This window comes from Rhizobium sp. 05N430 (assembly GCF_056396985.1).
In genome coordinates this window covers 1-26,645 of record NZ_JBFTMO010000023.1, presented here as the reverse complement: position 1 = coordinate 26,645, position 26,645 = coordinate 1, and the positions used below count along the sequence as shown (strand labels likewise).

Here is a 26,645-nt window from a genome sequence, read left to right as displayed (position 1 = left end):
TGTGCGTTACGTCTGTGAAGAAGATAGCCGTTTCATTGCCGTGCAGAAGATGCCAATATCGAGATCCTCTGTCTCGAATACGGAACACGTCTATGGATCTTCAAGCCTTGTCGGACTTCGACCTCGTCGCTACCAACGGCGGGTTCGGCCGCGCCTCTCGCGTTTCCGGTCGCTCCAAAGCCACGCTGTCGCGGCGGGTCGCCGAACTGGAGGAAAGCCTCGGCGTAAGGCTGATCGAGCGCGGGTCGCAGACTTTGCGACTGACGGATGAAGGACGGGCGCTGCATGAGCGCACGCATGGACTGCTGAGTGAAATCGCGGAAGCCGGTGAGGCTGTCGTGCTTGGCGCATCCACGCCGAGAGGCAGGCTACGGGTGAGCGCGCCGGTGGTCTTTGCTCATGTCGCTCTGCCCCGGATCGGCGTGCGGTTCGCCTTGGCCTATCCAGAAGTCCAGCTCGAAATCGTCGCCGAGGACCGCAAGGTCGATCCGGTCGAGGATGGTTACGATCTGATCATCCGGATCGACCCGTCTCCGGACGAACGCCTCGTCGGCCGCCGCTTCCTCAACGATGAACGCCTGATCGTGGCGCCGCCCGGCATGCCGCGCCCTGTTGCCGGTGCGGATGGCGAGGAAACTATCGTGAGGGCCGTTCTGCTCTCCGCAACACCGCCCGGGATCCTCTGGCCGATAGGCTCCGAAACAGACGCCGACATCGTCTTGCGGCCGGACCCGGTTCTTCGCCTCTCTTCCTTGCTAATGGTGCGCGATGCCGTGCTGGCGGGTGCCGGTGCTGCTTTGCTGCCCAAACTTCTCGTTGCCGAAGACATCGAAGCCGGAAGGCTTGCCTATTGGGGAACGCGCACCGGGCCGCCTGTGGAGATCTGGGCGCTCCAGAGTTCCCGCCGCCTGATCGGCGCCAAGGTGCGGGCATTTCTCGAGGTGGTCGGGAGCGCATTTCCGGAGAAGATCTTCGTCTGAGCGGCGAAGCGGGTATCGTGTTTCAATCCACTACCGCCAATGCGTCGCGCACGTTGCCGGGACGGACTGACCTGTGAAAAGGGCCGGTTTCAAGTGATAAATCTGGTTGGATGGCGAATCTGCGAGAATTCTCGATCCAAACGGAGGCACAGGTGAAGGTCGAATACTGCCGTGGCCCGACATGTGTGAACCGTAATTTGCCGACAGGTGTCACGCTGTCATCAAGTGCGACTTCGGCAAAAAAGGCAGCCATAAGAAAAAAGCTGCGGCAGCAAGACTCTCAAGTCTCGCCTTCATTTTCAATCGGCTTCAACATCTGCTGAAGCGGCCCTACAAGCGAAATTCGTGAATCAATTTCACTGGAACTAGCGACTCCAGCAATGATGCAATCATAGGTCTCTCTATCGTTCGTCAAAGCAGCTCGGGCAGGATCGCATCATTCATCGAGCGAAGACAAAATCCTCGCGCGCGGCCATGAGTCGTCTTGCCAAGCCGGCGACAATCAGGCAAAGCCTCGCGCCAACCACATTCTCCTGTCTTGAGGGATATCCGTGCAAATACTTGTCCGCGACAACAATGTCGATCAGGCGCTTCGCCTTCTCAAAAAGAAGCTGCAGCGGGAAGGTATCCTTCGCGAAATGCGCCAACGGGAACATTATGAGAAGCCATCGGTCAAGCGCGCCCGTGAAAAGGCGGAAGGTGTCCGTCGCTCGCGCAAGCTCGCCAAGAAAAAGCTGGATCGAGAAATGGGCGTTGTACCAGTGAAGAAGCGGCCTGCTAAATAGTCGCAAGTGCGCTATGTGGAGCGGAATCTACAGGCGCTGATCAGCAAATATCAACCTTCCGGCACTGACTTCCAGTAAACCGCGAAGCAGCGCTAGTTTCTACTCGTATATCTCCCGCCTCACCAGATTCTGCCTGGACACACATGGTTTAGGTGACGGGCGGTGTAATGATGCGGTGACCACGCGCAAAACCGCTCGGTCGCTACAGCGCGTTGGAAGACGCGTTAGCCAGCGACTTTGTACCGTCAAGCTGACCATTCGCTGCCTTCAGAGCAAGTAGCGGCTTCGCCGCCGAAGCGGGCTTTGTACTAACCGCGAAACGGGCAGGTATCCGCAAGGGCCTTCCGGCTGCGGTGATCAAGGGCCTGTTTTCGCACGGTCCGCACAATGTCCGAGATTGTCGCGACGCATATCCGCCAACAGGCCGGCTCAAAGAACCGGCCCTGAAGGTCAGACTTCTGTCGGAAGCATCGCTTTGGGCTTATGCGGCTTAACGGCACCTTGCTTCGTATTTGCGGCCGTACTGATCACGATAGATGCAGTAGCCGCGGCGCTCCGTCGACCGTCCTATGAGCGCGCCGGCGACGCCGCCAGCTACAGCACCCACTGCCGCGCCTCCCCAACTGTTGGTGACTGCACCGCCGATGATTGCTCCGGTTCCGGCGCCGATTGCCGTGCCTCTTTCGGTTGGCGTGCACGCTGCGAGCATAGATGCCGATGAAATGGCAATAACAGCCATTGAGATCGCTCTGGACATTCTGAACTCCCCTGTTGCTTCGCCTTTGAAGGAAATCGAAAAGGTCGAAGTCCCTCGAAAAGATTCTCGCTCGGCATTTGTTCCAATTTCATGAGAAATAAAGCGTCATCACCTGCACTTGCGGGTCTGCGAGCGGCCCGCGGCAGCCATAACGGCTGCGGCCTGCAAGCCGTCAGATTGGCAACCGGAACATAGGAGCGGCTCACTGCCATCCTTCTATAAATCTCACTTTCTTATGGGAGCGTTTCTCCAGCAGCTCGCGCGGCTTCTTCCTCCAAGCGGAACAACTTGACCGCCGAACGGTTTGTCAGCTGCAGCGCCTCATCATGCACGCTGCGATCTAGGGCTCCGGTGCGCCTCCCCCAGTTGGCTGCCGGGGCCTTTTCGGATCAAGCTCTCCGTCAGCTATGCGACCCAATCGCCCGCCCTCACGACCATTTGCTCTAACGCGCCTCTGTCACAATCTATATAATGTAAACACCATAGGGCTGTATGTGATGACGTGTCACACTTGGCCATTCGCTCCGGACGGTATCGACCTCAGGACTGACATGGATCCGCAAGGATAACACCGGTTCCCTGAAATTCTGAATCTCGCGCGTCACAACTGCGAATCCGTGAACGCACGCCGTGGCGGCAGTGATCGCATCAGCCTCATTGCGATCAGGATTATATAGGTGGGCACAACGCGTAGCGATAGCACCATCGATCGGTATAACCCGCTCTGAAAATTCCTGGCGAACGCGGCTATCCATCCATGCTCGCAGGCGCGATCCTTTTGCGCCGTTTCCTGGGTGGACGGACAACGGCAACTTTAGCCATGTAACCTATGAAGGCTTGAGAGATTCAGGACAACGCCGTCGTATTCGACATGGCTGAGCAGCCTCCATGACAGAAACGGCCAATTATTCGGTGCAAGTTTTTGCGACCGCGGTAGGTGCGTCCGCCATAGCGAGATAGGCGCCGCTGAGCATCACCATGATACCAATGATATCTAGCAGTGTAACCTCCTCGGCGAACAATATCGCTGAAAGCGCCACGGCGATAACAGGCGAGACAAACGCATAGCTTCCTGCCCTTGAAGCTCCGACATCCCTTAACAGCCGCATGTAGGTGGTATAACCAATCAGCGAACCAAAGACGACTAGGAGAAGCCAGCTCATCCAGGCGACCGAGCCCCAATCTCCTGAGAGCGCCCCCAATGCACCGGTTTCAAAGATCAGCGCCATGACGACGAGGCCCAGCCCCCCAACAAATGTCGTGATCCCTGCGATCAACAACGCTGGATAGGCGCGCAGGAGCGGGCGGGCGAGGACCGATCCATAGCCGTAGGTGAACGCCGCCGACGCCACCCCCATGCCACCTAACAGATTTGCGCCTGGAAAGGCCTCCGGCTCAGGCAATGCAGCAACTGTGGTGGATGGCCAGAACAGGACGAGTAGGCCGGCAACTCCCAGCCCTAGGGCGATGATGCGCCGTACACTCAGAGCCTCTTCACGAAGAAACAGGGCAAAGCACAGAAGGGCAATTGGCGTAAGTGACATTTCCAAGACCGCTGCAGTGCCTGTATCTATATACTGCATGCCCCAGAACAGTGGCCCGTAGCATAGGGTAATCATAAAGATGCTCACCGCGAAAAGCCGAATAAAGTCCTTGCTCCGGACAAGGGCGCCTTCGCCTTTTGCCAGAGCATAAATGAGGAGCAAACCACCAGCCGCGGTAAAGCGTGTCCCCGCAAACACCAGCGGCGGCACGACCTCGATACCAGCTTTCATACCAATCCAAGTACTCCCCCAAATGAGGCAGAGCATAAGGAATCGGACCTTGTTCGTGTCTAGACCGGCGACCATCGCGCGTCCTCACCTGTAACGGTTAAAAGCTTTTTATACCGTTACAACACGCCCTTGCCCAAATCGTTCCCCGATACGATATTAGCGCTATGGAGACGTTGAAAACCATTGACGACATCAGTCTGCTCGGCGGCCACGCAGCGCTCGACTTCGTCAATACGATAGACAGTCGCGGCGAGAGGTGGGGCCCAGATTTTCTCACGTCGTTCGGGGATCTGGTCGGTTGGGCTCTTCGCGCCGGTCTGGTGGATCGATCTGAACATAATGTCTTGCTAGACAAGGCGGCAAACAACCCTGGTGTGGCGGACGCAGAACTTGAGAAAGCCAAAGTCCTAAGGGAATCCCTTCACCGTATATTCAGCGCGGAGGCCCAGGAGACGCCTTGTGATCAACACGATCTCGACCACCTGAGCTCCGCTTGTCGACTCGCAGCCGGGCAACGAAGCCTGCGAAAAGGGAAGGACGGCGTTATCTGGAGCAACGCACCTGCCATGTCGATGACTGCCATCGCAGAGCGGATCGCGCCTTTGGCAGCGGATCTCCTGATATCGCGGCAGCAGCGCCGCGCGGTACGGATATGTCAGGGAAGAAACTGCGGTTGGCTATTTCTAGATCAGTCTCGCGGCGGTCACCGGCGGTGGTGTTCGGACAAGACTTGTGGCTCGGCTGCCAGAGTGCGGAAATTCCGGGCAGAGCGCGTCGATTAACGAGCCACGCCATTAACTGGCAGCTGAAGCTGTTGGCCGTTGACCGATTATATTCGTTCGACCACGACGGAATCTGCGCTGCGCAAACTTGGGGCATCACAGACGGCTTCAATGTTGTTCCCATCTGGATCGAGCACGAAAGCTGCATAGTATCTGTCGTGGTATGGCCGCAGACCGGGCCCTCCATTGGAACGCCCGCCGGCTTCGAGCGCCAGCCGGTGAAACGCTTCGACGTCTTCTCGCGAGCGAGCCTGAAACGCCAGGTGGATTCGCGACACGAAATCGTCGGCAGCATCCACATAGATTTCATCGATCACAAAGTGGTCTGCCCCCTCCCCGAAAACGCCCTCAAGATGAAGCGCATCACAGATCGCGCGATAGAACCTCCGGCTGGCCTGGAGATCTGAGACCCGAAGATGAATATGATCGATTACCCGACCCAAATGATACATCGCAATTCTCCCGCGACCGCAAATCAAATACTAAGTGGTAAGCCTTAAATCCTTTGACGGTTCCCCAGAGCTGGCGGATGCCTTGGCGGCTGAGTGGCTCTGGTAAGGCATGGCGATGCTGCCACCTGGCTGCATCGCCCCCATCGTAGGTGTCGCGCTAGAGCACCCAGCCGCCATCTATCGTCAAGCTGGAACCGGTCATGTAGGAGGAGCCAGGGCCGGCGAGATAGGCTACGAGCTCCGCGATTTCGGACGGATGAGCAACGCGCTTCATGGGGCTACGCTCGGACAGGTACTCCAAAGCGCCAGCATTCATGTCAGTGTCGGTCGGGCCGGGCTGCACGTTGTTCACGGTGATGCGTCGCGGTGCGAGATCAAGCGCCAATCCTTTGACCATTGCCGCGACAGCCGCCTTTGTGAACTGGTACACGCTTGTTCCCTGCATACCGGTCCGCTCGGCGGTATTGGAGCCGATCGTAATAATCCGGCCACCATCCTTCATTCTCGCCGCCGCGGCCTGGATGGCGAGAAACACCCCGCGGATATTGACATCGATCATGAGATCAAGCTCCTCAAGCGAAACTTTGTGGACCGTGTTAGTGCGAAGAATGCCAGCGTTCACAACGACGGCGTCAATAGCGCCCAGCCTTTCCACGGTAGTACGTACCGCTGCTTCAATGGCCTGTGGGTCCGCACTGTCCGCCTGGATCGCGATGGCACGGTGTCCGTCCGCTTCGATCTCCGAAACGAGTTCTGAGGCGGTGTCTGGCCGCGACACATAGGTAAAGGCAACGTCAAAGCCATCCTTGGCAAGTTTGCGGGCCGAAGCAGCACCTATTCCGCGCGCGCCTCCGAAGACGAGAGCGGATCTGGGTTCGTTGACCGTCATAGGTTCTCCATTTTTGATAGATCAGTCCATAATTATCCGGAAAAGTACCCGCTCCGATTACAAAGCGGGTCTTATGGCATCAGTCGGTAGGTTGCGAACCGCGCCATCGCTTTTAACTCCTTTGCCGATGCACCGCCACGCGCGGCAATCTGCAATCCCGTCATTGTCATAACAACGAAGGCGGACGTCTCGGCGGGATCGAGCTTGCGAGCAATCTCCCCGCGCTCTTGGCCTTCGACAATCCTCTGCGCGACATGTCTCATGAGCATTTCGCCCGACGCCTTCCGACGAAGGTTGAGGTCTGGATCCGTTGTTCCAAATTCACCCACTGATCCTACGCCCATGCAGCCCAGCGCCCGTTCCCGATCGTCTTCTGGCGCAAGACCTGCCAAGAGATTTTCTATTCCTTCAATCGGACTGCCGTAGGAAAGCCTGATCAAATGAGCCGACCCTATCCGCTCCAGGTAGGAATCGAACGCTTCAAGGTAAAGTGTCCGCTTATCACCAAACGCGCCATATAGGCTCTGCCTGCCAATGCCCATCGCTTCACGTAGATCGTCGGTGGACGTTGAAGCGAACCCCTTCGCCCAAAACACCTGCATTGCTTTTTCTAATGCCGCGTCGCGGTCAAATTCTCTAGGTCTCGCCATGGCGTGATAATTAGCTATTATGGACTACCCTGTCAATAACACTACTGCAGGATCGCCGCTTGTCTTCAGTCTCCAGCAATGCCATCCGACCAGGATTGCAAACGGCTGGCCTGTCAGCGCGCACAAGTAGCGCCCGCTTGCCATGAGGCGAACCCGCCCGAATCCATTTCGCTGGAAGGGGAATTCGCGAAAGCCGACGTCGGACCGGCAGTGAATGCCAATCGCGCTCAACATGGACGTTAAAGCTTCGAACCGCACAACCGTAACCTGATATAGACCATTAGCGCTGGCTGGTGTGCGGGGCAGCCCTATTGGTCATGGAACTTGCCGCTTATCCGGTCGTTTTCCGACACGTACCGTCAAAACCCTTCCAAAAAAGATGCCTTTGAACTGCGGCTCGCACGCTTGCAGGGACAGGCACGCAAGAGGAATGATCATGTCAGACATCACTGACCAGTCCCGCAAAACCGTCCCCGCACCCAAAGATCAGCATTTGCGCGATATGGCCGATTGCATCCGCTTTCTGTCGATGGATGCGGTTCAGGCGGCCAAGAGCGGTCACCCCGGCATGCCGATGGGCATGGCGGATATCGCAACGGTGCTGTTTTCCGATTTCTTGAAGTTTGACGCCGCCGATCCGCATTGGTTCGACCGGGATCGCTTTCTCATCTCCAACGGCCATGGGTCGATGCTGCTTTACAGTCTGCTCTACCTGACAGGCTATGAAGATATGAAGATCGAGGAGATCAGGCGCTTCCGTCAGATCGATAGTCGGACCGCTGGCCACCCGGAGTATCATCATGCGACCGGTATCGAGACCACGACCGGACCGCTTGGCCAAGGGCTAGCCAATTCGGTTGGACTGGCGCTTGGCGAGCGGCTCCTGAACGCTACTTTCGGCGACGATCTTGTTGACCACAACACTTATGTTTTTGTGGGTGATGGCTGCCTGATGGAAGGGATCAGCCATGAGGCGATATCGCTGGCCGGTCATCTGAAGCTCGGTAAGCTCATCGCTTTCTGGGACGACAACTCCATATCGATCGATGGTGCGACAAGCCTTGCCGAATCCGAAAACCAGCCAGCACGCTTTCGGGCAGCCAACTGGCATGTCCAGGAGATCGACGGTCATGATACCGATGCCATTCGCGCCGCGATCATTGAGGCACAGAAAGTGAAAGACCGCCCGTCGCTGATTGCCTGCAAGACCGTCATCGGGTTCGGGTTTCCCACCAAGGCAGGCACCCAGAAGGCCCATAGCGACGCACCCGGTGAAGAGGAGATCGCCGGCGCCCGCGACATTCTCGGCTGGAAAGCGCCGCCTTTCCAGATCCCTAACGGTTTGCTCGCCGCCTGGCGCAAGATCGGTGCGAAGGGTCGCACGGAGCGGGCGGCCTGGGCAAAGCGGGTTGAGGAAAGTGCAAACCGCGATTTTGAGCGGCGGATGAAGGGCGAACTATCGCAGAATTGGCGCTCGGCCATCTCCGCCGCCAAGGATGAGCTCGTCGCATCCGAGAAAGATCTGGCAACCCGCCAGGCAAGCGGGATTGTGTTGAACCACCTGTTCGATGCGATTCCTGAACTGCTTGGCGGTTCGGCGGATCTTACCCCATCCAACAACACCAGGGCAAAAAACCAGGCGGAAATCACGCCCGGCAATTTCGATGGTTCATATATTCATTACGGCGTACGCGAGCACGGCATGGCGGCCGCAATGAATGGTTTGGCGCTCCATGGCGGTCTCATCCCGTATGGCGGGACGTTTCTGACATTTTCCGACTATTGCCGTCCTTCGATCCGCTTGGCTGCGATGATGGAAATCCGTTCGATCTTCGTCATGACCCACGATTCTATCGGGCTTGGCGAGGACGGGCCGACCCATCAGCCGATCGAGCATCTCAGCGCACTCAGGGCGATCCCGCGGCTTGCCGTCTATCGACCAGGAGATCCGATCGAAACGGCAGAATGCTGGGAGGCAATCCTCGATACGCCGCGCGAAGCGGCGCTGATCGCACTCTCGCGCCAGCCTATGCCCCTCCTGCGGCGGGACCCGTCCTCACAAAACCATGCGGTGAAGGGCGGTTACGTCCTGCTTGAGGCGGAAGGTGGACAGCGGCAGCTGACAATTTTCGCAACAGGGTCCGAGCTTCATTTGGCGGTCGAGGCAAGGGAAGTCCTGCAAAAAGACGGGATAAGGACAGCTGTCGTTTCGATGCCCTGCCGTCTCGTGTTCGAGCGACAAGATCCGAGTTATCAGCATCAAGTCCTTGGCGTGACGCGAGCGCGTGTCGCGGTCGAAGCGGCTGTCCGCGATTCCTGGGACCGCTATCTTGGCCTTGATGGCGAATTTGTCGGCATGCATGAGTTCGGCGCATCGGGCAAAATCGGCGACGTCTACAAGAAGTTCGATATCACCACAGATGCCGTCATACGCGCAGCCAGGAAAACATTGGCCCGCGTCTGACTGTCCAGGCCACAACGCCGAGGTTGAATGGCAGGCAAGACCTACTGGGACCTGCCTGCCGCCGGCCAATCGTCCGAGGGCTCGTCGATCTGACGATCGGACCTGTCGTCCACAGGATCACGAAGCTGGGTGGATTCCTTTTCGATCATGTAGATCACCGCGGATCGCTCGGCGCCCTTGGCGACGAGCTCCTCGACCAGAGCAAGAAGCTTTGGCTTGACCTCTTTTAAAATGTTTTGATTTTGGCTCATTGTTTCCTCCCACGTGCTATCGGCATTTAGCAGATACTTCTCAGCATCTTAGCCAAAGCTCTTTCCGGCATTCGCATCCTCCGCCAGGACCAGGCTCGCTGGCGGTGCACCGCTGTCGTCCCCTTGGATGATTGCCGAGACATAGACCAGCGCATTCTTCATGCCGTTCATCGTGTAAGGCTTTTCGATTGCTCCAAGGGCACCGGCAAAGTCTGGTGGGATTCGCTTGATGTTGCCGCTGACGAAGACGTAGGGGATGCCGGCCGCCGCCAGCTCGCGCCCAACATCAATTCCGGTTGGCCCATCCATCAGGTGAATGTCGACGAAAGCGAAATCTGGCTTCGCCTTGCCGATCTGGTCTCGGGCCTGGGCGCTGCTCATGGCGAGCCCCGTGACCTGGTGACCCGCCATCTCCACTTCGCTTTCGAGCTCCATGGCGAGCAACATCTCATCTTCCACGATYATGACTTTCAATGCGCACTCTCCTGATGGTCGCCGACAAGCAGCACCACATCGACGACCGTTTTGCGGCCGTCCTGTTTCCGTTGGATCTCAGCGCCCAGCTGCAAGGCTGATGCTTCCAGCAACAGTTTTCCGAGCTGAGCGCTCTCACGATCCGGCTCGACCGGTTCCGACGTGTCTTCGACGCGGATCAGGAAATGACCGTTTAGGCGCCGGACGACAACATGAATATCTCCGCCACCGTCGCTCAAACCACGGCGAACGGCGTCCCCGACCAGCTCGTTGACGATCAGGGACAGCGGCGTCGCCTTCACAGCCGGCACGAGGAGCGGGGAGAGATCCAGAGATAGACGAATGTCCTTTCGACCGGTTGCATCGACCAGATCGGTCACCAGCTCACGGGTGAACTCCGACATGTCGAATTTCGAGACGTCGTCGAGCGTGAATAGCTTGCGTTGGACCGTGCTGAGAGCCTCGATGCGGTTAAGGACCGACATAAGCGTTTTCCTCTGCCGATCGTCCGTCGCTATACGCGCCTGCATCTTGACGATCGAGGCCATGGTCAAGAGGTTGTTCTTCACCCGGTGGTCGACCTCGTGAACGAGCAGGGTACGGGCCTCCAAGGCTGCGCGAAGATTGGCCGTGTGTTTTGCAACCTCCGCCTCGGCCTCGTGACGAGCCGCCGCCAAGTCCGCCTCGCGGCTCTTGACCGTTGTGAAATCCAGCTGGGAGGCGAAGAAATAGATGATTGTCCCAGCCTCATCCCGCACAGGGCTGATGAAGACGGCGTTCCAGAACGTGCTGCCATCCTTTCGATAGTTCAGAATGTCGACAGCCACATCCCGACCCGCCACGATGCTGTCGCGGATTTTTGCGACTGTCTCCCGGTCCGTTTCCGACCCTTGCAGAAAGCGACAATTCCGGCCGATGATTTCGTCGTCGCTGTAACCGGTCAGCTTCCTGAATGCATCGTTGCAGAAGATGATCGGATTATCAGGCTGGCTGGGATCCGTGACGATCATTGGCATGCGCGTAGCCTTGAACGCCGCCGCAAACGGGTCTTCGCTGACGTGCCCGGCGACCAGGCGGTCTCCGGCGCTGCGCGCATCCCGCCGATTTTGATCCTTTTCCTGCATTGTGATCCTGATTGTGTTAACCGACAACAGAAGTCGCGGCGGATGAATTCGTTCCTGCCAGTCATTTTATAGGGTGCGGTAGCAACACCGCCCCGATCTCACACACGACACCGGCAGCGTCATAAATGATTGCCGACGTTCCGTTGAGCTCCGCCGCCAGCAAGCGCTCGACCAGGCGGGATCCAAAGCCCTTCTTGTTCGGTTGAGCGACCGTCGGCCCGCCCTTTTCCTGCCAGCGGTGGCTGAGAGCCGAGGTTTCGGGGTCATAGCTCCAGATGATCGACACCCGTCCGGTTGGAGTAGATAGGGCTCCATATTTGGCGGCATTCGTTCCGAGCTCGTGCAAGGCGAGCGACAATGTCGCAACTGCCTTTTGAGGCAGGAGAACGGATGGACCGGAAACGGTGAATCGCTCCGGCGGGTAAGGCGCAGTGGCCTGCTCGACCACCGCGACGAGGTCCGCGCTCTGCCAGTCACCTTCGGCAAGCAGATCATGAGCGTGGGCCATTGCCGAGAGGCGCGCTTCGAACGCAGCGATCGCAGCTTGTATGTCAGTCGCCTGCGCGACGGTCTGACGCGCAATGGCAATCACCGTTGCTAAAACATTCTTCACGCGGTGATGCAACTCACCGATCAGAACCGCCTGAAGCCGGGCGGCTTCTATTTTTGCGGAGATATCATGGGCAATTTTCGAGGCACCAATGATCTTGCCAGCCGGGCCATAGACCGGTGAGACACTGAGCAAAATGTCAACCAGATGGCCGTCCTTGCGGCGACGCTGTGTTTCGTAGGCCTCTATCACGAAACCGGCTTTGATCTGCTGGAGCAAGCCCGGCTCTTCGTCACGCCTGTCTTTTGGTACAAGCACCAGGACAGACTGACCCACAATCTCCTCAGCAGTGTAGCCGTAAAGCTGCTCGGCACCACGGTTCCAGGCCGTAATCGTCATGTCCAAGTCGATCGCAAGGATCGCGTCGTTAGAGGATGCAATGATAGAGGCCAGGCGCCGCTCGGCTTCCTGAGCCTGCTTGCGTTCCGTGATATCAACCGAGACAACGGCAACCTGATGGATCTTCCCCTCGTCATCCCGCAAAGCGGAAACCGTATTGTTCACCCAGACGAGGCTACCGTCCTTACGAACATAGCGCTTCTCCATGTCGAAGCTTTGGCCGGTCTCGGCAAGCCGGTTGAACAAACGGGTTTGCTCGGGCATGTCAGCGGCAAAGGTGATGTCGGCGGTGTCCTTCCCGACGAGTTCCTCCTCTTCATATCCGACGATCTCACAGAACCGGCGGTTGACGTGCAGGATCTTGCCTTCCAGGCTGCCCTGACCAATACCGGCTGTAGATTGGGAGACAACCGCCCGGAGCCGTTCCTCGCTTGCCTGCAACGCCTGGTCAGCGCGGACGCGATCAGTTGTTTCGTTGACGATGCAGAAGACCCCGCAAACTGTGCCGTGTTCATCGCGAATGGCCGAATAGGAGATGTCGAAATAGACCGTTTCCGGGTAGCCGTGCCGCTCGATGTAGAAGGGACGATCCTTTGCAGCCACCGTTTCTCCGGTCTCCAAGACCCGGCGCAAAAGTGGCTCAAGATCATCCCAAAGTTCGGCCCAGTTCTCTCGTGCGGGCCGGCCAAACGCCTTGGGGTGCCGTTGGCCAATCGTCGGAGCGTAGGGTTCGTTGTAAAGCGCGACAAGGCCGGGTCCCCAGAACATCACGATCTGAGCCATCGCTGGCAGCATGATGTCGACGGTGGATTTGAGGCAGACAGACCATTTTGACGGCGGCCCCAGGATGGAATCGTCCCAGTTTCCGCTCTCGATAAGGCGAGAGATCTCGTCGGTCCCTTCGAAAATCTTCCCCGCTTCGCTCCTCATTGGTATCCGCTCTACATTCCCATTGCGCCACCGCACCTTGTTTCCGATCTTCCAGCTGGCAGATTTATGGCGCAACCAATTCCCTGCAAGGCCTTTCCTCAATGAAATCAGCGTGAGATGCCAGCTTAGGCGTAAGGTTTCTCGTCCGTTTACCAACTCTGATTGGTCTTGACCCCGCACGCCCCATTTCCCATATGGGCGCCGCAAAGAAGGGGGAAGGCTATGCGCGCGTTTCTGGAAACAGCATTCGGACCAATGGAGCTCGAGACAATTGATGAGGCTTTCCAAAATTGGCTGGACGCGCACCAAGTCCTAAAAGGCAGCCCGGAAGCCGAGCTCGCCGCAGCGATCATAATCACCCTTTATCGGGAGGGCCACGATACCCAGTCGGCTCTGGAGATGGCCATGTCTAAGCATCGCGGGCTGAGTGATCTTGCCGGTTAGCGCCAATGCTCTTGTGCAACTTTAGGTTTGAGAACATTGAACGTTTCAAACGGCTTGGTGACGGCGCGTCTTTCGTCATCGCTGTTTCAGGTCCATTGTTCAGCAAGACAACAGAAGCCTGCATTTTGCGAACAAAATTCAACTGCTTGCCGCATTTGGGCAAGGCGAAGCTCAACTACAGTTCTATCGATCGATGGGGGCAGCTTGGCAAGATCATCGGCAATTATGTCGATCTCTTGCAGGAAGAATAATGGGTCAAAGCGCCGCCGCGTTTGACTGCTCAAGTCAGCGACATTGCGTGAAGCGTTCAGTGGTGAAGCATAGTCCACTTACATGATCTCGCAGATGTAGCATGGTTTATTAAACGCGAAGGGTCCGGCTGCGAGCGCAGCCACAGGAACTGTGAAAGGCATAATCATTCCTTCTTCATTGAGATGAAAAACGGCTCTAATTGCTCCAGGTTCCGAGGTCGGACTTCAGTCCGACATTGCTCAGACCTTAGTCTGACATAGCGTCGAACACGACGCCGAGGGCTAGCCCCCATCGGTGTTGTACCCGTTATTGTCACTTAGAGCGAATGGGCGGACGCACTTCGATTCCAGCACATATTGGACCAAGGTCCGGGGTATCCTTCCAGGAACCTTCCGGGCTAATCCAATGCAGTACTTAGAAGAGGTTAAATCGTGTTGGATCCGTCGCTAATCGAGCCAGAACAGCACTACTGGGCAATTAAGACAACCCCTGATGCCATTGTCGAAGTCGTTTACGTCTCCACAGTATTCGGCAAGGAGCGGGAATATTGGACCGTCGCTCGTTTCGGCAACGAAGCACATTCAATGCTTGAAGAATTCGACTTTCTAGAGATGGTCTCGCGACCAACAGCGAGTGGATAATTCGTCCTGGACCCAAAAAGTCACTCGCCAAGCGGTTGCCGGAACACCAGACCTGCTGGCGAATATCGCGTTCCTCGCGCTTTTGACCTCATCGAGTAGGATGGACCGCAATAGCCTGCGGAATTTGGTCCCGCACTCCCACAAAAGTGGGCGCACTTGGCGGAATGTGCGCCTTGAGCCAAAAGGAATAAAATTCACGATGGTCAGGCGTGACGTCAAAATCGAGTGTTTTATTCGAACGCCGATTAATACGAGGCCGTAACGAGGACATCCCGCGACGGTGCTTCACACTGCCTGCGTGGTCCTTCGAAAGGCTGATAGCTGTTGTCTTGCGCACGGTAGGACTGGTAGTGTTCGACACACCAACCTGATGCGGTTTCATTTCCTCCTGCACGACCAGCACCGGCCATTGCATTTTGTGTGGCAACCTCTTCGCGGCTGCTGCCAGCCTGCTCTGCAAAGGGTGAGGTGCAACTGCGCATCTCGCCGCTGAAGGCGCGGTAGTTATTGGTGGAGGGATTGTAGGAGCGGTAGCGATGCGAGCACCAAGCGAGGTGCTCTGCCGGAATGGCCGGTTCTGCCGCAGAATCCGCGACAGGTTCTGGATCCTGCGTGCGCGCGGCCACGATGACCTTCGGCGCACCGGTCACGTAACTCGAATAAGCTGGCGCGATTCGCTGATAATTCTGTTTACCCGGATCGACGCGAACCAGACCTGTCGTCCAAAGATCGGGCGCGGAAAGATCGGCGAGCTGACGCGTTTCCGATTTCGCCATGACGATGGAGGCCAGAGATGCCGGCACGACACAGACGGCGACGGACGTCACGATACCGAATGTCAGTGATGCGACCGCGTTCATTTGCCAGGCTCCCGCTGCTCGATTGGAACGAATACCCTGCCCTGCTTTTCGTCACCGCGATCGACATTTGAAAGCAGAACGAGGATGCAGCCGGCCATTGCCATTAGTATTGCGACGATCGGAAGAACGACGCTTGCCGATTTCGTTTCCCCGTAGTTCATCTGTCTCTCCATAAGAAAAAAAAACGGTGGAGCGAACGTCACCAGCTTAGGTTACGGTACCGGCTTCAGGCTGCGCCACTTGGGCGCCACTGGCGTGCGGCTGTTGCTGCGCAGAACCACCGGACTGATCGGTCTGGGCTGCACCCTTCTTTTTGATGATCGCGGCATCCTTGGCAGTGGCGGACATGAGGCCCATAGACGAAACACCGATCGACAGCGCCGCCACCAGCATGGCAAGGGACTTCTTTTTCATGACCATCTCTCTGGGTTCAGGCCGCACGCGGCCATACCTCACAAGTGCGGCTGGATTTCGTTTCGTATTGACCAAGAAAGGACGCGGCATCAGCCGCGTCCGGGATCAGGTCAGTTGATGACCTGGATCACCTTGCGGGACGTCGGCTCTACGATGACGCGCTCATCATTCACGACCGCATAGGCATATTTCGGATTTTCGGGGACCGGCGTTACAACGACGGTCTCGGGAAGCGGCTGGCCGACAACCACCCTTTCCTTAACGACGACTGTAGCTGAAGGTGCCGGTGCTTCCCGCACATAGGTTACGACCTTCTGCGGCGGCGGATCGATAACCGTTCCAACGACGGCACCGGCCACACCACCGACTGCAGCGCCGACAGGTCCGCCGACGATCGCGCCGGTTACGGCTCCGCCTGCAGCGCCATTGACGGTGGACGACTGAGCGAGTGCGACGCCCGACATGAGGGTCGCGGCCGTAGCCACGCCTACCATAACCTTAGAGAGCATTTTTATTTCTCCTTGTCGCTGAGCGGCCCTTATGACCGCGGCCCCACAATCCGCCAAAGGTATCGCTTGTTCCCGATATCGGACCTCAGTCCGGGGCAACACGGACCATAGTCGGGGGTCGGGAACCGCGACCATTTTGCCTCGTTGCTACAGCGATGAAGGAGTGCAATTATGAGCATCATCCATAGACCCTCCGCCGGCCCGGTCGCGATCAATGCGTCAGTCGTCGCCTTTGTTGCATTCCTGTGCGGCGCACTCTACTTCTTCGGCGCGGCCATGTCGGGCGATACGCAGATCACCAGGAGTGTTGTCGGCGCGGACATCATCGATACACGCGATGTTCCGAACTAAAGGCACCCGAGATGTCACGCAGCTATCTGGAATTCTTCTAGGGTAGTACCATGTCTGTCGGACACGCAGTCGACAGGTCGCAGATGCATTGGCTCAGCCGTTGGAATGCCCGCTCGTTAGCCTCCCAGTTTTTCATAACCGGGGGCGTTGTGTCGATCATGGCGATGCTGCTGATTGGCATTCTGCTGACACGGCTGATCGAGGATGCGGTGATCCACAATTCCGGGGCAGCGACCGCGCTTTATGTCGATAGCGTCGTTGCTCCACTTCTTCCAGACATGCAAACAGAAACGCTTCTCGACGAAGGAAGCGCCCAGGCACTAAACGAGACGCTGTCGCAAGGCGCGCTCGGAAAGCGCCTCGTCTCGTTCAAGCTCTGGAGCAGCGACGGCACTATCCTCTATTCCAACGAACCGGAGCTGATCGGCCACAAATTCCCGGTCAGCGACAAGCTTCGCCAGGCATTTTCAGGTTTGCTCGTCGCCCGATACGAGGTCGCGAGCGATCCGGAGAGCGAAAAGGAGCGGCAGCTCGGCAAGCCGCTGATGGAAATCTACAATCCGGTGCTGCAGCCATGGTCCGGTCAGCCCGTCGCAGTCGTCGAGTTCTATGAAACGGCTCAGGGACTTGCGGACAGCATCGCTCGCGCAAGACGATGGAGCTGGGCATCGGTCGCTGGGCTGACGGCAATCTTCTTTTTAACGCTTTCGGCGCTCGTTTTCCGTGGTAGCCGGCTGATTGAGGCACAGCGGACCGATCTCCGGAACAAGGTAAAGGAGCTCTCCGCGTTGCTCTCCGAGAAGCTCGCGCTACAGCGTCGCTTGCAGCGATCTTCCTTGCGGGCGGCAACCCTCAACGAAACCTACCTCCGAAGCGTCGGCGCCGACCTTCATGATGGACCCGCTCAGCATATAGCCTATGCCTCCTTGCGGCTCGACAGCGAAATGCTGGTCGACGCCACAACAGACCCTGCTATGCGAGAAAAGGAACTGGCCTGGATCCGTTCGAGCCTCGCCGAGGCCATGAGGGAGATCCGCACGATCTGTCGCGGTCTCGTCCTGCCGGAGATCGAAGGTGTCTCGTTCGAAGAAATCATCGAGCGGGTTGTCTCTGCCCACGAAACAAGAACAGCCAGCGCGGTTGCGCGCAACGTCGAGGATGATCATTCAGACTTATCGGCCGCCGTGAAGATCTGTGTCTATCGCTTCGTACAAGAAGCCCTCAACAATGCCTATCGTCACGGCGGCGGCATCGAACAATCGGTAACCGCACAAGCGCGTGGCAGCGAGGTCCGGATCGAAGTCCGCGATCAAGGGGATGGCTTCGATCCGAATGAGGTGCGGCCGACAAGTCTCGGGCTTGCGGGACTTCGCGAACGCGTCGACAGTCTGGGGGGCGATTTCGATATCAAGACGGGCAGCGCAGGCACTGTCGTGTCGATGACGCTTCGGTTGATGGAATTGGAGGCGGTAAGATGACGGCTATCACAATCGGGATCGTGGACGATCACCCGCTGTTCCGCGAGGGCGTCAGCCGTAGCCTTTCGGAGGTCGCTGATTTTGTGGTGATCGGCGAAGGCGCGAGCAGCGATGACGCGATCAGGCTGGCGGCCTCGGATCGCCCCTGCGTGCTCCTACTCGACGTTTCGATGCCCGGTGGTGGCCTGCAGACAATCAGTTCGGTTTTGTCACGAAGTCCGGAAACGCGGGTGCTGATGCTAACAGCATCCGAGGAAGTCGAGACGCTTTCTGCAGCCTTGCAGCGCGGCGCGGCCGGATATGTACTGAAGGGAATTGGATCGCGCGGACTTGCCGAAGCGATCCGGGTGGTGATGCGCGGGTCGAAGTTCGTCTCACCCGTAATGTCTGCCAAAGTGATAGAGCGCTCCCTTGGAGCGCATTCCTCGCCCAAGGCCTCGCTGACGCCGCGTGAGCGCGAAGTAATGGGACTCGTCGCTGAAGGTCTTTCCAACAAGCATATTGGATTGCGGCTCGATCTGCAGGAAAAAACCGTTAAGCATCACATGACGCAAATCCTGCTGAAGCTCGGTGTCACAAATCGAACAGAGGCCGCCATTAAATGGCGGGATCTAGCCTAGTGAAGAAAACGCGAGAGGCGCGTAACATCTGCCTGCGTCGCGATCCTGTTGCTGATCGTCCGACCCTTCGGATCTTTCATGACATAACGGTTCGACACAATGGTCTCGATAATTCCGTTTCGGTGTCGAATCCGGATTGAGCCATCCGCGCTGCGTGTTGCCTGCACACCATTAGCCGCACTGGTCATCCCCCCGTCAGCGGGCTCAGCTGAAGTTGCCGGACCGCCATTACCCTTGCCATTCCCGCTATTGCCATTGCCATTCCCGCTGCCCGCGCTGGAATTTCCATTTCCGCCGCTGTTCCCACCGCCCTTGCCGTTACCGCCGCCATTTCCATTGTTGCCGCTCTTTGCGAAGGCATCGAGCGTGAGTAAGGACGCGCCTTCAAGCGGAAAAAAAGCGCTGGCCAATCCCGCACCAGCAACGATTTTCAACATGTTTCGTCTCGAGCAACTCATAATTTGAGCCTCCTTCTCAGGATACTACGCAGGACAGGACTTATGAGATTTCTGCCTCCTCCGAAAAAATCCAAGCCGGCTAGACAATTTCGGCGCCAAACACGGACCAGGATTGCGACGGACATCGAAAGGTCTCGACGCCGTTGACCCATCTTCGGTTTCCTCAAGCGCTAATGTTAGCCCCGGCTGACGCGTAACGAAACCGGTCATGACACACTATGATCGCCGAGACACATGCACGCTCTCTTCATTCAATTGATTGCGTAAGGCTCTTGATCACGCATTGAGCAACGCGCCATTGGAATTGATGGCCTCCGATCTTGGATCTCGCCCCAAGTGAGAAAAGAAGATCGCACGCGACGTATGACGACGACGCTGCTGTTCCCGGGTCGACCGGCAGATGATCCAGGATCGACACTAATAGGGCACCACCAACAACCGCCACTGTTTTAAGCGCCGAACTTATACCGAGCGTTTCGTACGAGACCTCGCAGCCAACCGCAACGCCTCAGCAATACCCTCGGCACCGTCCTTCTTATCGACGATATGAATATCAGGGAGCCCATCGACCAGCTCCGGGTTGCCAGTGAGAAACACGACTGCAACGTCGAACCCTGTCGCAAGGGAACGGGCAATTTTCGGGCCTGATAGACCATCCGCAAGTCGGACATCAACGATTGCCAAATCCGCTTCACGGGCCAGCTCCATAGCCTCGGTCGCTCTTGTCGCGATACCGACGACTTCAAATCCTTCAGCCAGAGCAATGTCTTCGATGACAAGAGCCACATCCGGCTCATCCTCGACAATAAGTACGCGCATACGAGACTCCAGACTGTGACCAGACTTTGGATCCTAACACCAGCAAGCAGCGTCGCACCACGGCACAAGGTCTTATGACTGAAGGATTTTCATTGCTATGCAACGAATATTGATGCCTCATTCCCTGCAAGGCTTGCCAGCATTTCGGCACCGTGCTGTGGTCTACCGAATAGATATCCCTGTCCCGTCTCGCACTGTAGTTTGCGAAGGAGTACGTGTTCGGCAGGACCCTCGACCCCCTCTGCGACGATCTCAAGATTCAGGCCATGGGCAAGCAAGACGATCGCTTTTACGATCTCGAAAACGTTCTGATCCTCGGTCATCCTTCGAACGAAGGATTGATCAATTTTGAGTTTGTTGAGCGGCAGGTCGGCCAGGTAGCTCATCGAGGAATAGCCAGTGCCGAAATCGTCTAGCGCAAGTGATACGCCGGTCGCGCTAACGGCAGCCATCGTCGATATCGACCGGCCACCATCGCTTAGGAATACAGATTCCGTAAGCTCGACGCAGAGTCGGGACGGGGGCAACCCGCTTGCAAAAAGCGCTCGACGTACGTCCGCCTCGACATCCGCTCTTTCGAACTGAATCGGCGACACATTGACCGACACGATCCCTTCCGGCCACAGCATGGCCTCCGCGCAGGCCTCCATCATAACCCATCGTCCGATATCGCAGATCATTCCCGAAGATTCTGCAATGGGAATAAATTCCGTTGGTGCGATGAGCCCAAGCTCCGAATGGCGCCAGCGCAGCAGCGCTTCTGCACCCACGAAGCGGCCAGTCACGAGATCGACCTGCGGCTGGTAAAGAAGAAAAAACTGTCCGTCTCGCAGCGCATTGCTCATGTCGGCTTCGAGACGTCTGGAGCGCACCTGCTGCAGTGCCACCGCCGGATCGTACATCGACCATCGCTCCGACGTTTTTTTCGCACCGTCGAGCGCGGACTCGGCAGCCCGTAATGAACTCTCGGCACTTTCCAGACCAACCCTTGCGACACCGACGCGAACAGCCACCGACGCTGATATCTCGTCGAATACAACAGGCGATTCGAAGGCGGCGAGGAGCAAGCCCGCATGAAGAGCCGGGTTGGCATCTTCCCCGGCACTGAGGACAGCGAACAGGTCACCATCTATGCGCGCAAGCAATTCACAGGGAAAAGTGGCGGAGAGCCGTGTAGCGACAGCCTTTAGAAAGGTGTCGCCGACATCGCGACCCAGTGTCGCGCAGATGTCCGAGAAGCGCTCAATGTTCAGGACGGCCACTACGCCGTTGCGCCCTTCGAAACGTGCAAGGAATTCACGCCGGTTCAGAAGCCCCGTAAGTTCATCGCGCTCTGCCATCCGCTTGAGCTTTGCCTCGTACGCCCTGCGAGACGTAACGTCGCGGATAATCATGCAGCCACCGAATGAGCCTCTACCTAGCCTCCCCTGTTCCTCGACTGGTGAAAGGGTGATGGCCACTTCGTAGGTTATCGAATTGCAGTCATCTTTATGCCTGACGAACTCGATGACGGTGCTGTGGATCCTGCCTGGCTCGCAATTGTATAGAGCTGTAAGACCACGAACTGCGGCAGCAACGGAATGCTCTGAACTTGCCAGCAGATGTGCTCCGGCGCCCACGCGCAGAATCGATTTGGCAGATTCACTGATTTCAGCGATGACCATGTCGCTGGTGAAGGCAACAATCCCATCCGAGCTGTCGGCGATAATCCGCCGCATCAGGCGGCGGGTATTGCGTGCTTCAATATTAGCAAGGGCGGCCAGCATCTGGCCGAGATCGATCCGCTCGGTCAGCGCCAGACCGCCTGCCAGAATAAGCTGCAGCCACGGCACTACCGTCCCGGTGATGATTGCAAAATCCTTCTGGAGAATGAAAGCAGCGACTTCGCCGGCCATTCCCGCGGCAACGGCGAGAAGGCAAAGATTCGCCAGGCCTACCGAACGCGATAACAAGATGGCGACGATGAGCGCGGCCGCAAGGAGTAGCTCCAGCGGCGTCTGATTAAACGCTGTCAGAAGACGGTCTTGGATCAGTGTCTCCGCTGCAAGCACATGAATGAGCGGACCAGCCAGTGCTGCATTCACCGGTACCGGGAAGATATCTTTAAGCTCGGTCGCAGACGCACCGACCACGACCGAACGCCCTGAAAGTTGGCCGGCCGCAACCTTCCCGGAAATTACATCCGCCATAGAATAGGTCGGCACGCTGGTGGGTTTGATGGAAAAATCAATCAGCCGTCGTCCTGAAGTCTCAGCGCTTCTGGCAAGGGCGGAAGCGGCAGACGGCGTTGCTGCGCCATTGAATTCGCTGCCGAAGTCGAACTTGCGCACAACGCCATCGGCATCCGTGGTGACGTTGGCAAAGACTGGCCAGGCATTGGATAGCAGACTGGGAATCGGCTTGGTGACGCTGGTGTTAATCGATGCCGCAGCGATTTGCTGGCGAAAGACCGGCAGCAAGACCCCGCTGCCGGCTTGTTCGAGGGCAGATGAGAGCGCGCCATCTTCGGCCGCGTTTGATGGCGTTGAGAAATCGATATCCAAAAAGATATCTGCTGCATCCGCCGCGATAAGCTTTGCTAGAAGCTTTGCATAGATGCCGCGTGGCCAAGGCCAGACGCCGACCTCGTCAAGCGTTTTCTTGTCGATGGCAATGAAGACGATTTTTCCCGAGGCTTCTCGTGGCGCCCACTCGAAGCGTTGGGCAATCAGGCCGTCATTAAGAGCGGTGATTGCGTTGAGCGCAGGCGCGACGACCGGAAGCGCGAGCATCGCGGCTATGAGCCCCCCACGCAAGGCGATCGGCCCGGCAATTGCGGAGCACATTCTCCGCAGGGAAGAGCCAAAGCTCGTCACTTGTTGTTGCCCTTGCCGCTATTGCCCTTGCCGCCGCCATTGCCACCCCCGTTACCGTTGTTGCCTTTGCCGTTGCCCCCAGCGTTTCCGCTGTTTCCGCCACCGTTTCCGCTGTTCCCATTGCCGTTATTGCCGCTGCTTCCGGCACCGGAACTGCCTCCATTCCCGTTGCTTCCAGAGTTGCCGTTGCTGCTGCCGTTGCCACCCCCGTTACCGTTGTTGCCGTTGCCGCTCTTTCCACTGTCGTTGCTTCCGGAGCTGCCCTTGCCGGACTTCCCGTTGCTTTGCGCGGCGTTCTTCGCGTTTGCATCATTGCTCGCCTTGGACGACTTGCCCTTGTCATCTGTCGTGACTTCAGCCTGACCTGCGAGCGCTGTCGTCCCCACGGCAGGCACAACTGCAACAGACGGCGCAACCGGGCTAATTGTGGGCCGCGAGTTCGCGCCAGATACCTTCATTCCCGACTTCCGGTCGACGGTGGCACGCTGACGGGGGCCGACATTGGCCAGCTGGCCGCTCGCGAATGAGGTTACCTGTACCAGGCCACGATCAACGGACACTGAAGCGTTTGTCTTGCCGACGCTGACATGGAAAATTGTGCCCTTCACAACAGCAGCCAGATAAGGTGTCTGCACGGTTGTATGAGGCTGGCTGCGCTTTTCGATCTCAAGATCGAGTTCGCCGATCTGCTGGAGGATGTTGGTCTTGCGCGCGCTGAACAGTCCGCCCGACTTCGTTGTTATTGCAGCCAGGGTGCTTGGCTGGAAGCCGATACTTTCAACACCGCGCACAAGCTGTACCCTTCCGCGAGGGCCCGTCGAGATCCAGGCGCTGTTTGGAACGACGTCGCCTGTCTGCAAGTCCTTCCACATTGACTGGTCGGTCGTATAGCGTACCTGGCTGCTCGCCTTGGCAACATGCCAATCATCGTCACCAGAGGCATAGGCGGTCAAAGGAAGAAGAAGTGTGACGAGAGCGAAAAGATGAAGAAGAACGCGCATTGATGCCCCATTTGGTTTGGGGTCATTAATGCATTTCTCACTTAAGAATGGTTTTAAAAAACCGGCTAAATTCTCGCGACGGTCAATTATCGAGGAATTCGTCAATGCCATGTTGGCATGCTCTTGCCAATTCAGTCCAACATCGGGTTACGCCGATCGAGTGGACAGCTCTCCCAATACAACGACGTTGTCCAATTGAGGCTTTGGCCTGGCGACTAGGTTTTCAATGCTGCGGACACCCCGGACCAAGATCTGATCCCGGAACTCACGATGGATGAAGCGATCATCCTGGATTGTGGGTCGTCCACGGCAGTATCGGACGCTTCCCGGACGCTGCCGCGTTGTGGGGCCAGCGCATTCAGTTCTTTCATGAACTTGCCAGGTCGGCCAGATCGACGTGGATGTTGCCCCGTTATGATCAACATAGGATATTCCCGAATCAGCGCTTCAACCGCCTGTTCGCGGCGGCCTGAGCTTTGACTGGTCACGTTGTAATCAGGCGACGTCCAGCACGATTTTACCCTGGATGCTCCCTTCGGAAGCCCGACGATGAGCGGCCGACGCCTGGGCCAGCGGATGGGTACTGTCGATCACTACCCGAACGGAGCCATTATCGAGCAGACGGCCAGCCTCCGCCAGTTGCGCTCCGTTCGAACGCACCTGCGTCGTCGAGACGGTGATCTTTCGTCGGGCAGCTTCATGATGGCCTGAAAAGCCCAGCGGGTTTACAAGAAACAGGGCGCCATGCTGCCTGATGCAGGGGAGAAATCGTTCCATGCCCGCGCCACCGACGGCATCGAGCACCAGATCAACATCCTTCGCCACGGTTTCGGCAGCCGCCTTCGTGTAGTCGAGGATAATATCGGCACCGAGATCATTGAGAAGCGCCTCATGCTTGCTGGAAGCAACGGCAATCACCTTTGCGCCTTGCCATTTCGCGATCTGGACTGCGAGATGGCCAACCCCGCCGCCCGCGCCGTTCACCAGCACCGTCTTGCCGTCGAGCGGTTCCGGCGCATGCGCGAAGATCTGGAACGGGTTCGGCTCATCATGTCCCAGATCGACCAAGAATTGCCAGGCGGTCAGAAGCGACATCGGCGCGCCGGCCGCTTGGATATGATCGACCCCCGAAGGTTTCAGTGCCAAATCCGATGTGGGAACGCGAACGTATTCTGCATAGGCGTTGCTTCCCGTCATCAAGTCATGCGGGAACCGGACCATCGCATAGACCTCGTCGCCGACCTTGAACTGCGTCACGTTTTCACCGACAGCCGAGATCTCGCCGGAAACGTCGGTGCCAAGGATCAGCGGAAAGCGTGGACTGGGGTGCCACTCTGGCGGCAGAACCCGATAGCCGTCGCGCAGATAGAGATCCGGCGGGTTGAGGCTCGCGGCATGGACGCGAACGAGCACGTCGTCCGCCGAGATTTCCGGTCGGGGTGCATCCTCATAGCGAAGGACATCTGGTCCTCCGAATTCGTGCAAACGCACGGCTTTCATCATGTCAGTCATCGCTACCTCTTTGGATGTCGTTTCCATGACTGAAGATATGACTAGTTGGCTGCATTGATAATGGTGAGATTATTCGCTTTAATAGTGCCATGAAGGAACAAATAGGAATTGATCGGCTGACAGGGCTGATCGCGTTCGCCCGCGCCGGATCGCTCGGAAGCTACACCGCTGCCGCACGTTCCTTGTCCATCTCACCATCGGCGGTCAGTAAAAGCATTCAGCGGCTGGAGAAGCAGCTTGGCGTCTCGCTCTTTGCGCGCACGACGCGTTCCCTGACGCTGACGGCAGAAGGGCACGATCTGCATGAGCGTGCGCTAAGGCTGCTGCACGACGCCGAAGACATCGAACAGGCGGCAAAAGCAGTGCGCACCGAGCCCGCCGGCACATTGCGGATTGCTGCCTCACTGCCGATCGGTCTGCATATCATCGCGCCCCTGCTTCCTCGTTTTCGCAGTCTCTATCCCAAGGTGAACATCGATCTGCGTTTGAGCGATCACATAGTGGATCTCATCGAAGGCGGCTTCGATCTGGCGGTGCGCATCGGCGATCTGTCAGACTCGCGCCTGCTCTCGCGCCGCCTCCTACCGCATCGTTTGTGCTGCTATGCCTCACCCGAATATGTGGCGCGGCGCAGCCCGCCGACCCATCCGGACCAATTGGAAGAGCACCAGACTGTCAACCTGCGCTACCAGAGCAGCGGCCAGCTGTTCCGCTGGCCTTTCCGCGTCGGGGACAGGGAGGTGGAGATTGTGCCTTCCTGCGCCATCATCGTGGACGCAAGTGAAGCCGTGATTGCCGCGATTGCGGCGGGTGCCGGCATAGGAATGGCAACCAGTTTTATGGCCAGCGCCTGGGTGAGCCGTGGGGCGCTTGTTCCGGTTCTGGCCAACTATGCAGTGAACCGGCACGATATCACGGCGCTGTGGCCAGAAAGCCGAAGGTCGAACCCGGCCGTGCGCGCTTTCGTCGATACCTTAGTGGAGTTGTCGTGACACTGGCAGTGAATGCCCGCTACTGGCGGATACTGTTGAAAAACTATTGGTGGTGAGCATCTCATCTATCCCCTTAGAAATTAGCGTCCGTGACACGAACGCCCGCCGAGATATCGTAATGCCTTTCTAGGAGGCTAAATGTGTGTAACTCGGTTGTGGATGGCGAAACAATTTATA

At 57.5% G+C, this 26,645-nt stretch carries 30 protein-coding genes; 11 read left to right on the top strand and 19 right to left on the bottom strand.

The features are described 5' to 3' along the window. The first annotated feature begins 92 nt into the window (after window positions 1-92). Both AC1DJO_RS27660 and rpsU read left to right on the top strand, forming a co-directional pair. The gene (locus AC1DJO_RS27660; protein WP_112390643.1) at window positions 93-980 is read left to right on the top strand and encodes a LysR family transcriptional regulator; all 888 of its coding nucleotides are present in this window, start codon (window positions 93-95) and stop codon (window positions 978-980) included. Window positions 981-1,531: 551 nt separating this feature from the next. Next, the gene (rpsU, locus tag AC1DJO_RS27655; protein ID WP_112390644.1) at window positions 1,532-1,765 is read left to right on the top strand and encodes a 30S ribosomal protein S21; all 234 of its coding nucleotides are present in this window, start codon (window positions 1,532-1,534) and stop codon (window positions 1,763-1,765) included. A gap of 490 nt (window positions 1,766-2,255) precedes the next feature. Here rpsU and AC1DJO_RS27650 read toward each other — a convergent pair whose 3' ends face one another. Continuing rightward, window positions 2,256-2,504, bottom strand: coding sequence for a YMGG-like glycine zipper-containing protein (locus AC1DJO_RS27650; RefSeq protein WP_112390668.1), 249 nt, complete (start codon window positions 2,502-2,504; stop codon window positions 2,256-2,258). Between AC1DJO_RS27650 and AC1DJO_RS27645 the strand changes: the two genes are divergently transcribed. Further along, window positions 2,410-2,616 carry a hypothetical protein gene (locus AC1DJO_RS27645; RefSeq protein ID WP_162706090.1) on the top strand — a complete coding sequence of 69 codons (207 nt, stop codon included), beginning with the start codon at window positions 2,410-2,412 and terminating at the stop codon, window positions 2,614-2,616. The genes AC1DJO_RS27650 and AC1DJO_RS27645 overlap by 95 nt on opposite strands. 811 nt (window positions 2,617-3,427) lie before the next feature. Here AC1DJO_RS27645 and AC1DJO_RS27640 read toward each other — a convergent pair. Together AC1DJO_RS27640 and AC1DJO_RS27635 are read right to left on the bottom strand one after the other, a co-directional pair. Next, entirely contained in the window at window positions 3,428-4,333 is a 906-nt protein-coding gene (locus AC1DJO_RS27640) for a DMT family transporter (protein WP_477831734.1), read from the bottom strand. 80 nt (window positions 4,334-4,413) lie between these two features. After that, on the bottom strand, window positions 4,414-4,635 hold the full coding sequence (locus AC1DJO_RS27635) for a hypothetical protein (RefSeq protein WP_442208366.1): 222 nt from the start codon (window positions 4,633-4,635) through the stop codon (window positions 4,414-4,416). Here AC1DJO_RS27635 and AC1DJO_RS27630 point away from each other — a divergent pair. Then, window positions 4,534-5,079 (top strand): CGNR zinc finger domain-containing protein, encoded by a 546-nt coding sequence (locus AC1DJO_RS27630; protein ID WP_310300772.1) that lies wholly within the window; start codon window positions 4,534-4,536, stop codon window positions 5,077-5,079. The two genes, AC1DJO_RS27635 and AC1DJO_RS27630, sit on opposite strands and share 102 nt — an antisense overlap. 47 nt (window positions 5,080-5,126) lie before the next feature. Here the strand turns inward: AC1DJO_RS27630 and AC1DJO_RS27625 are convergent, their stop codons facing one another. The 3 genes from AC1DJO_RS27625 to AC1DJO_RS27615 form a co-directional block, all read right to left on the bottom strand. Further along, entirely contained in the window at window positions 5,127-5,531 is a 405-nt protein-coding gene (locus AC1DJO_RS27625) for a VOC family protein (protein ID WP_112390647.1), read from the bottom strand. Between the two features lie 157 nt (window positions 5,532-5,688). Further along, entirely contained in the window at window positions 5,689-6,420 is a 732-nt protein-coding gene (locus AC1DJO_RS27620) for an SDR family NAD(P)-dependent oxidoreductase (RefSeq protein ID WP_112390648.1), read from the bottom strand. Window positions 6,421-6,491: 71 nt separating this feature from the next. After that, entirely contained in the window at window positions 6,492-7,022 is a 531-nt protein-coding gene (locus tag AC1DJO_RS27615; RefSeq protein WP_310300704.1) for a TetR/AcrR family transcriptional regulator, read from the bottom strand. Between the two features lie 484 nt (window positions 7,023-7,506). On the opposite strand from AC1DJO_RS27615, the gene tkt reads away from it, so the two are divergent. Next, a complete protein-coding gene (gene tkt, locus AC1DJO_RS27610) occupies window positions 7,507-9,534 on the top strand; it encodes a transketolase (protein ID WP_112390669.1) in 2,028 nt (675 codons plus the stop codon). A gap of 41 nt (window positions 9,535-9,575) precedes the next feature. On the opposite strand, the gene AC1DJO_RS27605 is transcribed toward tkt, so the two are convergent. The 4 genes from AC1DJO_RS27605 to AC1DJO_RS27590 form a co-directional block, all read right to left on the bottom strand. Further along, a complete protein-coding gene (locus AC1DJO_RS27605) occupies window positions 9,576-9,785 on the bottom strand; it encodes a hypothetical protein (protein WP_112390650.1) in 210 nt (69 codons plus the stop codon). 48 nt (window positions 9,786-9,833) lie between these two features. Beyond that, window positions 9,834-10,259 carry a response regulator gene (locus AC1DJO_RS27600; protein ID WP_477973925.1) on the bottom strand — a complete coding sequence of 142 codons (426 nt, stop codon included), beginning with the start codon at window positions 10,257-10,259 and terminating at the stop codon, window positions 9,834-9,836. Further along, the gene (locus AC1DJO_RS27595; RefSeq protein ID WP_112390652.1) at window positions 10,256-11,383 is read right to left on the bottom strand and encodes a PAS domain-containing protein; all 1,128 of its coding nucleotides are present in this window, start codon (window positions 11,381-11,383) and stop codon (window positions 10,256-10,258) included. The genes AC1DJO_RS27600 and AC1DJO_RS27595 overlap by 4 nt, the downstream gene beginning before the upstream one ends. A gap of 61 nt (window positions 11,384-11,444) precedes the next feature. Then, on the bottom strand, window positions 11,445-13,262 hold the full coding sequence (locus tag AC1DJO_RS27590) for a PAS domain S-box protein (protein WP_112539143.1): 1,818 nt from the start codon (window positions 13,260-13,262) through the stop codon (window positions 11,445-11,447). Window positions 13,263-13,484: 222 nt separating this feature from the next. Between AC1DJO_RS27590 and AC1DJO_RS27585 the strand changes: the two genes are divergently transcribed. Further along, entirely contained in the window at window positions 13,485-13,706 is a 222-nt protein-coding gene (locus AC1DJO_RS27585; RefSeq protein ID WP_112539142.1) for a hypothetical protein, read from the top strand. 5 nt (window positions 13,707-13,711) lie between these two features. Next, window positions 13,712-13,957: a hypothetical protein gene (locus AC1DJO_RS27580; protein WP_148194377.1), complete on the top strand. Its 246-nt coding sequence runs from the start codon at window positions 13,712-13,714 to the stop codon at window positions 13,955-13,957. 887 nt (window positions 13,958-14,844) lie between these two features. Here AC1DJO_RS27580 and AC1DJO_RS27575 read toward each other — a convergent pair. The 4 genes from AC1DJO_RS27575 to AC1DJO_RS27560 all read right to left on the bottom strand — a co-directional run bounded on the left by AC1DJO_RS27575 (window position 14,845) and on the right by AC1DJO_RS27560 (window position 16,382). Further along, a complete protein-coding gene (locus tag AC1DJO_RS27575) occupies window positions 14,845-15,459 on the bottom strand; it encodes a BA14K family protein (protein ID WP_112390655.1) in 615 nt (204 codons plus the stop codon). Continuing rightward, window positions 15,456-15,620 carry a hypothetical protein gene (locus tag AC1DJO_RS27570; protein ID WP_162698779.1) on the bottom strand — a complete coding sequence of 55 codons (165 nt, stop codon included), beginning with the start codon at window positions 15,618-15,620 and terminating at the stop codon, window positions 15,456-15,458. Before AC1DJO_RS27570 ends, AC1DJO_RS27575 begins: the two co-directional genes overlap by 4 nt. 46 nt (window positions 15,621-15,666) lie before the next feature. Beyond that, window positions 15,667-15,873 carry a hypothetical protein gene (locus AC1DJO_RS27565; protein ID WP_148194376.1) on the bottom strand — a complete coding sequence of 69 codons (207 nt, stop codon included), beginning with the start codon at window positions 15,871-15,873 and terminating at the stop codon, window positions 15,667-15,669. A gap of 110 nt (window positions 15,874-15,983) precedes the next feature. Continuing rightward, window positions 15,984-16,382 (bottom strand): DUF1236 domain-containing protein, encoded by a 399-nt coding sequence (locus AC1DJO_RS27560; protein WP_112390657.1) that lies wholly within the window; start codon window positions 16,380-16,382, stop codon window positions 15,984-15,986. A 171-nt stretch (window positions 16,383-16,553) separates the two neighbouring features. On the opposite strand from AC1DJO_RS27560, the gene AC1DJO_RS27555 reads away from it, so the two are divergent. The 3 genes from AC1DJO_RS27555 to AC1DJO_RS27545 all read left to right on the top strand — a co-directional run bounded on the left by AC1DJO_RS27555 (window position 16,554) and on the right by AC1DJO_RS27545 (window position 18,831). Then, window positions 16,554-16,733: a hypothetical protein gene (locus AC1DJO_RS27555; protein ID WP_112390658.1), complete on the top strand. Its 180-nt coding sequence runs from the start codon at window positions 16,554-16,556 to the stop codon at window positions 16,731-16,733. A gap of 83 nt (window positions 16,734-16,816) precedes the next feature. Further along, on the top strand, window positions 16,817-18,211 hold the full coding sequence (locus tag AC1DJO_RS27550) for a sensor histidine kinase (protein WP_112390670.1): 1,395 nt from the start codon (window positions 16,817-16,819) through the stop codon (window positions 18,209-18,211). Next, window positions 18,208-18,831: a response regulator gene (locus tag AC1DJO_RS27545; protein WP_112390659.1), complete on the top strand. Its 624-nt coding sequence runs from the start codon at window positions 18,208-18,210 to the stop codon at window positions 18,829-18,831. Before AC1DJO_RS27550 ends, AC1DJO_RS27545 begins: the two co-directional genes overlap by 4 nt. Here the strand turns inward: AC1DJO_RS27545 and AC1DJO_RS27540 are convergent. From AC1DJO_RS27540 to AC1DJO_RS27520, 5 genes are all read right to left on the bottom strand, one after another. Beyond that, window positions 18,828-19,268 (bottom strand): hypothetical protein, encoded by a 441-nt coding sequence (locus AC1DJO_RS27540; protein WP_442208328.1) that lies wholly within the window; start codon window positions 19,266-19,268, stop codon window positions 18,828-18,830. The two genes, AC1DJO_RS27545 and AC1DJO_RS27540, sit on opposite strands and share 4 nt — an antisense overlap. Window positions 19,269-19,751: 483 nt before the next feature. Beyond that, entirely contained in the window at window positions 19,752-20,108 is a 357-nt protein-coding gene (locus tag AC1DJO_RS27535) for a response regulator (protein WP_112390661.1), read from the bottom strand. Window positions 20,109-20,203: 95 nt separating this feature from the next. Continuing rightward, window positions 20,204-22,879 carry an EAL domain-containing protein gene (locus tag AC1DJO_RS27530; protein WP_442208329.1) on the bottom strand — a complete coding sequence of 892 codons (2,676 nt, stop codon included), beginning with the start codon at window positions 22,877-22,879 and terminating at the stop codon, window positions 20,204-20,206. An 80-nt stretch (window positions 22,880-22,959) separates the two neighbouring features. Then, complete coding sequence (locus AC1DJO_RS27525) at window positions 22,960-24,075, bottom strand: FecR family protein (protein WP_162698778.1); 1,116 nt, start codon at window positions 24,073-24,075, stop codon at window positions 22,960-22,962. 384 nt (window positions 24,076-24,459) lie between these two features. Continuing rightward, entirely contained in the window at window positions 24,460-25,476 is a 1,017-nt protein-coding gene (locus AC1DJO_RS27520) for an NADP-dependent oxidoreductase (RefSeq protein ID WP_477973924.1), read from the bottom strand. A gap of 89 nt (window positions 25,477-25,565) precedes the next feature. On the opposite strand from AC1DJO_RS27520, the gene AC1DJO_RS27515 reads away from it, so the two are divergent. Further along, window positions 25,566-26,468 carry a LysR family transcriptional regulator gene (locus AC1DJO_RS27515; protein ID WP_112390664.1) on the top strand — a complete coding sequence of 301 codons (903 nt, stop codon included), beginning with the start codon at window positions 25,566-25,568 and terminating at the stop codon, window positions 26,466-26,468. Window positions 26,469-26,645: the final 177 nt, after the last annotated feature.

Coding starts and splice junctions, on each gene's coding strand:
- AC1DJO_RS27520 (WP_477973924.1), bottom strand. CDS start 25,476: ATGACTGACATGATGAAAGCCGTGCGTTTGCACGAATTCGGAGGACCA.
- AC1DJO_RS27635 (WP_442208366.1), bottom strand. CDS start 4,635: ATGTTCAGATCGATCCACCAGACCGGCGCGAAGAGCCCAACCGACCAG.
- AC1DJO_RS27565 (WP_148194376.1), bottom strand. CDS start 15,873: ATGAAAAAGAAGTCCCTTGCCATGCTGGTGGCGGCGCTGTCGATCGGT.
- AC1DJO_RS27620 (WP_112390648.1), bottom strand. CDS start 6,420: ATGACGGTCAACGAACCCAGATCCGCTCTCGTCTTCGGAGGCGCGCGC.
- AC1DJO_RS27525 (WP_162698778.1), bottom strand. CDS start 24,075: ATGGCATTGACGAATTCCTCGATAATTGACCGTCGCGAGAATTTAGCC.
- AC1DJO_RS27585 (WP_112539142.1), top strand. CDS start 13,485: ATGCGCGCGTTTCTGGAAACAGCATTCGGACCAATGGAGCTCGAGACA.
- AC1DJO_RS27545 (WP_112390659.1), top strand. CDS start 18,208: ATGACGGCTATCACAATCGGGATCGTGGACGATCACCCGCTGTTCCGC.
- AC1DJO_RS27530 (WP_442208329.1), bottom strand. CDS start 22,879: ATGCTCGCGCTTCCGGTCGTCGCGCCTGCGCTCAACGCAATCACCGCT.
- AC1DJO_RS27615 (WP_310300704.1), bottom strand. CDS start 7,022: ATGCAGGTGTTTTGGGCGAAGGGGTTCGCTTCAACGTCCACCGACGAT.
- AC1DJO_RS27580 (WP_148194377.1), top strand. CDS start 13,712: ATGCTCTTGTGCAACTTTAGGTTTGAGAACATTGAACGTTTCAAACGG.
- AC1DJO_RS27650 (WP_112390668.1), bottom strand. CDS start 2,504: ATGGCTGTTATTGCCATTTCATCGGCATCTATGCTCGCAGCGTGCACG.
- AC1DJO_RS27560 (WP_112390657.1), bottom strand. CDS start 16,382: ATGCTCTCTAAGGTTATGGTAGGCGTGGCTACGGCCGCGACCCTCATG.
- AC1DJO_RS27570 (WP_162698779.1), bottom strand. CDS start 15,620: ATGAACTACGGGGAAACGAAATCGGCAAGCGTCGTTCTTCCGATCGTC.
- AC1DJO_RS27595 (WP_112390652.1), bottom strand. CDS start 11,383: ATGCAGGAAAAGGATCAAAATCGGCGGGATGCGCGCAGCGCCGGAGAC.
- AC1DJO_RS27540 (WP_442208328.1), bottom strand. CDS start 19,268: ATGTTGAAAATCGTTGCTGGTGCGGGATTGGCCAGCGCTTTTTTTCCG.
- AC1DJO_RS27640 (WP_477831734.1), bottom strand. CDS start 4,333: ATGCTCTGCCTCATTTGGGGGAGTACTTGGATTGGTATGAAAGCTGGT.
- AC1DJO_RS27555 (WP_112390658.1), top strand. CDS start 16,554: ATGAGCATCATCCATAGACCCTCCGCCGGCCCGGTCGCGATCAATGCG.
- AC1DJO_RS27645 (WP_162706090.1), top strand. CDS start 2,410: ATGATTGCTCCGGTTCCGGCGCCGATTGCCGTGCCTCTTTCGGTTGGC.
- AC1DJO_RS27535 (WP_112390661.1), bottom strand. CDS start 20,108: ATGCGCGTACTTATTGTCGAGGATGAGCCGGATGTGGCTCTTGTCATC.
- AC1DJO_RS27515 (WP_112390664.1), top strand. CDS start 25,566: ATGAAGGAACAAATAGGAATTGATCGGCTGACAGGGCTGATCGCGTTC.
- AC1DJO_RS27590 (WP_112539143.1), bottom strand. CDS start 13,262: ATGAGGAGCGAAGCGGGGAAGATTTTCGAAGGGACCGACGAGATCTCT.
- AC1DJO_RS27625 (WP_112390647.1), bottom strand. CDS start 5,531: ATGTATCATTTGGGTCGGGTAATCGATCATATTCATCTTCGGGTCTCA.
- AC1DJO_RS27575 (WP_112390655.1), bottom strand. CDS start 15,459: ATGAACGCGGTCGCATCACTGACATTCGGTATCGTGACGTCCGTCGCC.
- tkt (WP_112390669.1), top strand. CDS start 7,507: ATGTCAGACATCACTGACCAGTCCCGCAAAACCGTCCCCGCACCCAAA.
- AC1DJO_RS27605 (WP_112390650.1), bottom strand. CDS start 9,785: ATGAGCCAAAATCAAAACATTTTAAAAGAGGTCAAGCCAAAGCTTCTT.
- AC1DJO_RS27550 (WP_112390670.1), top strand. CDS start 16,817: ATGCATTGGCTCAGCCGTTGGAATGCCCGCTCGTTAGCCTCCCAGTTT.
- AC1DJO_RS27660 (WP_112390643.1), top strand. CDS start 93: ATGGATCTTCAAGCCTTGTCGGACTTCGACCTCGTCGCTACCAACGGC.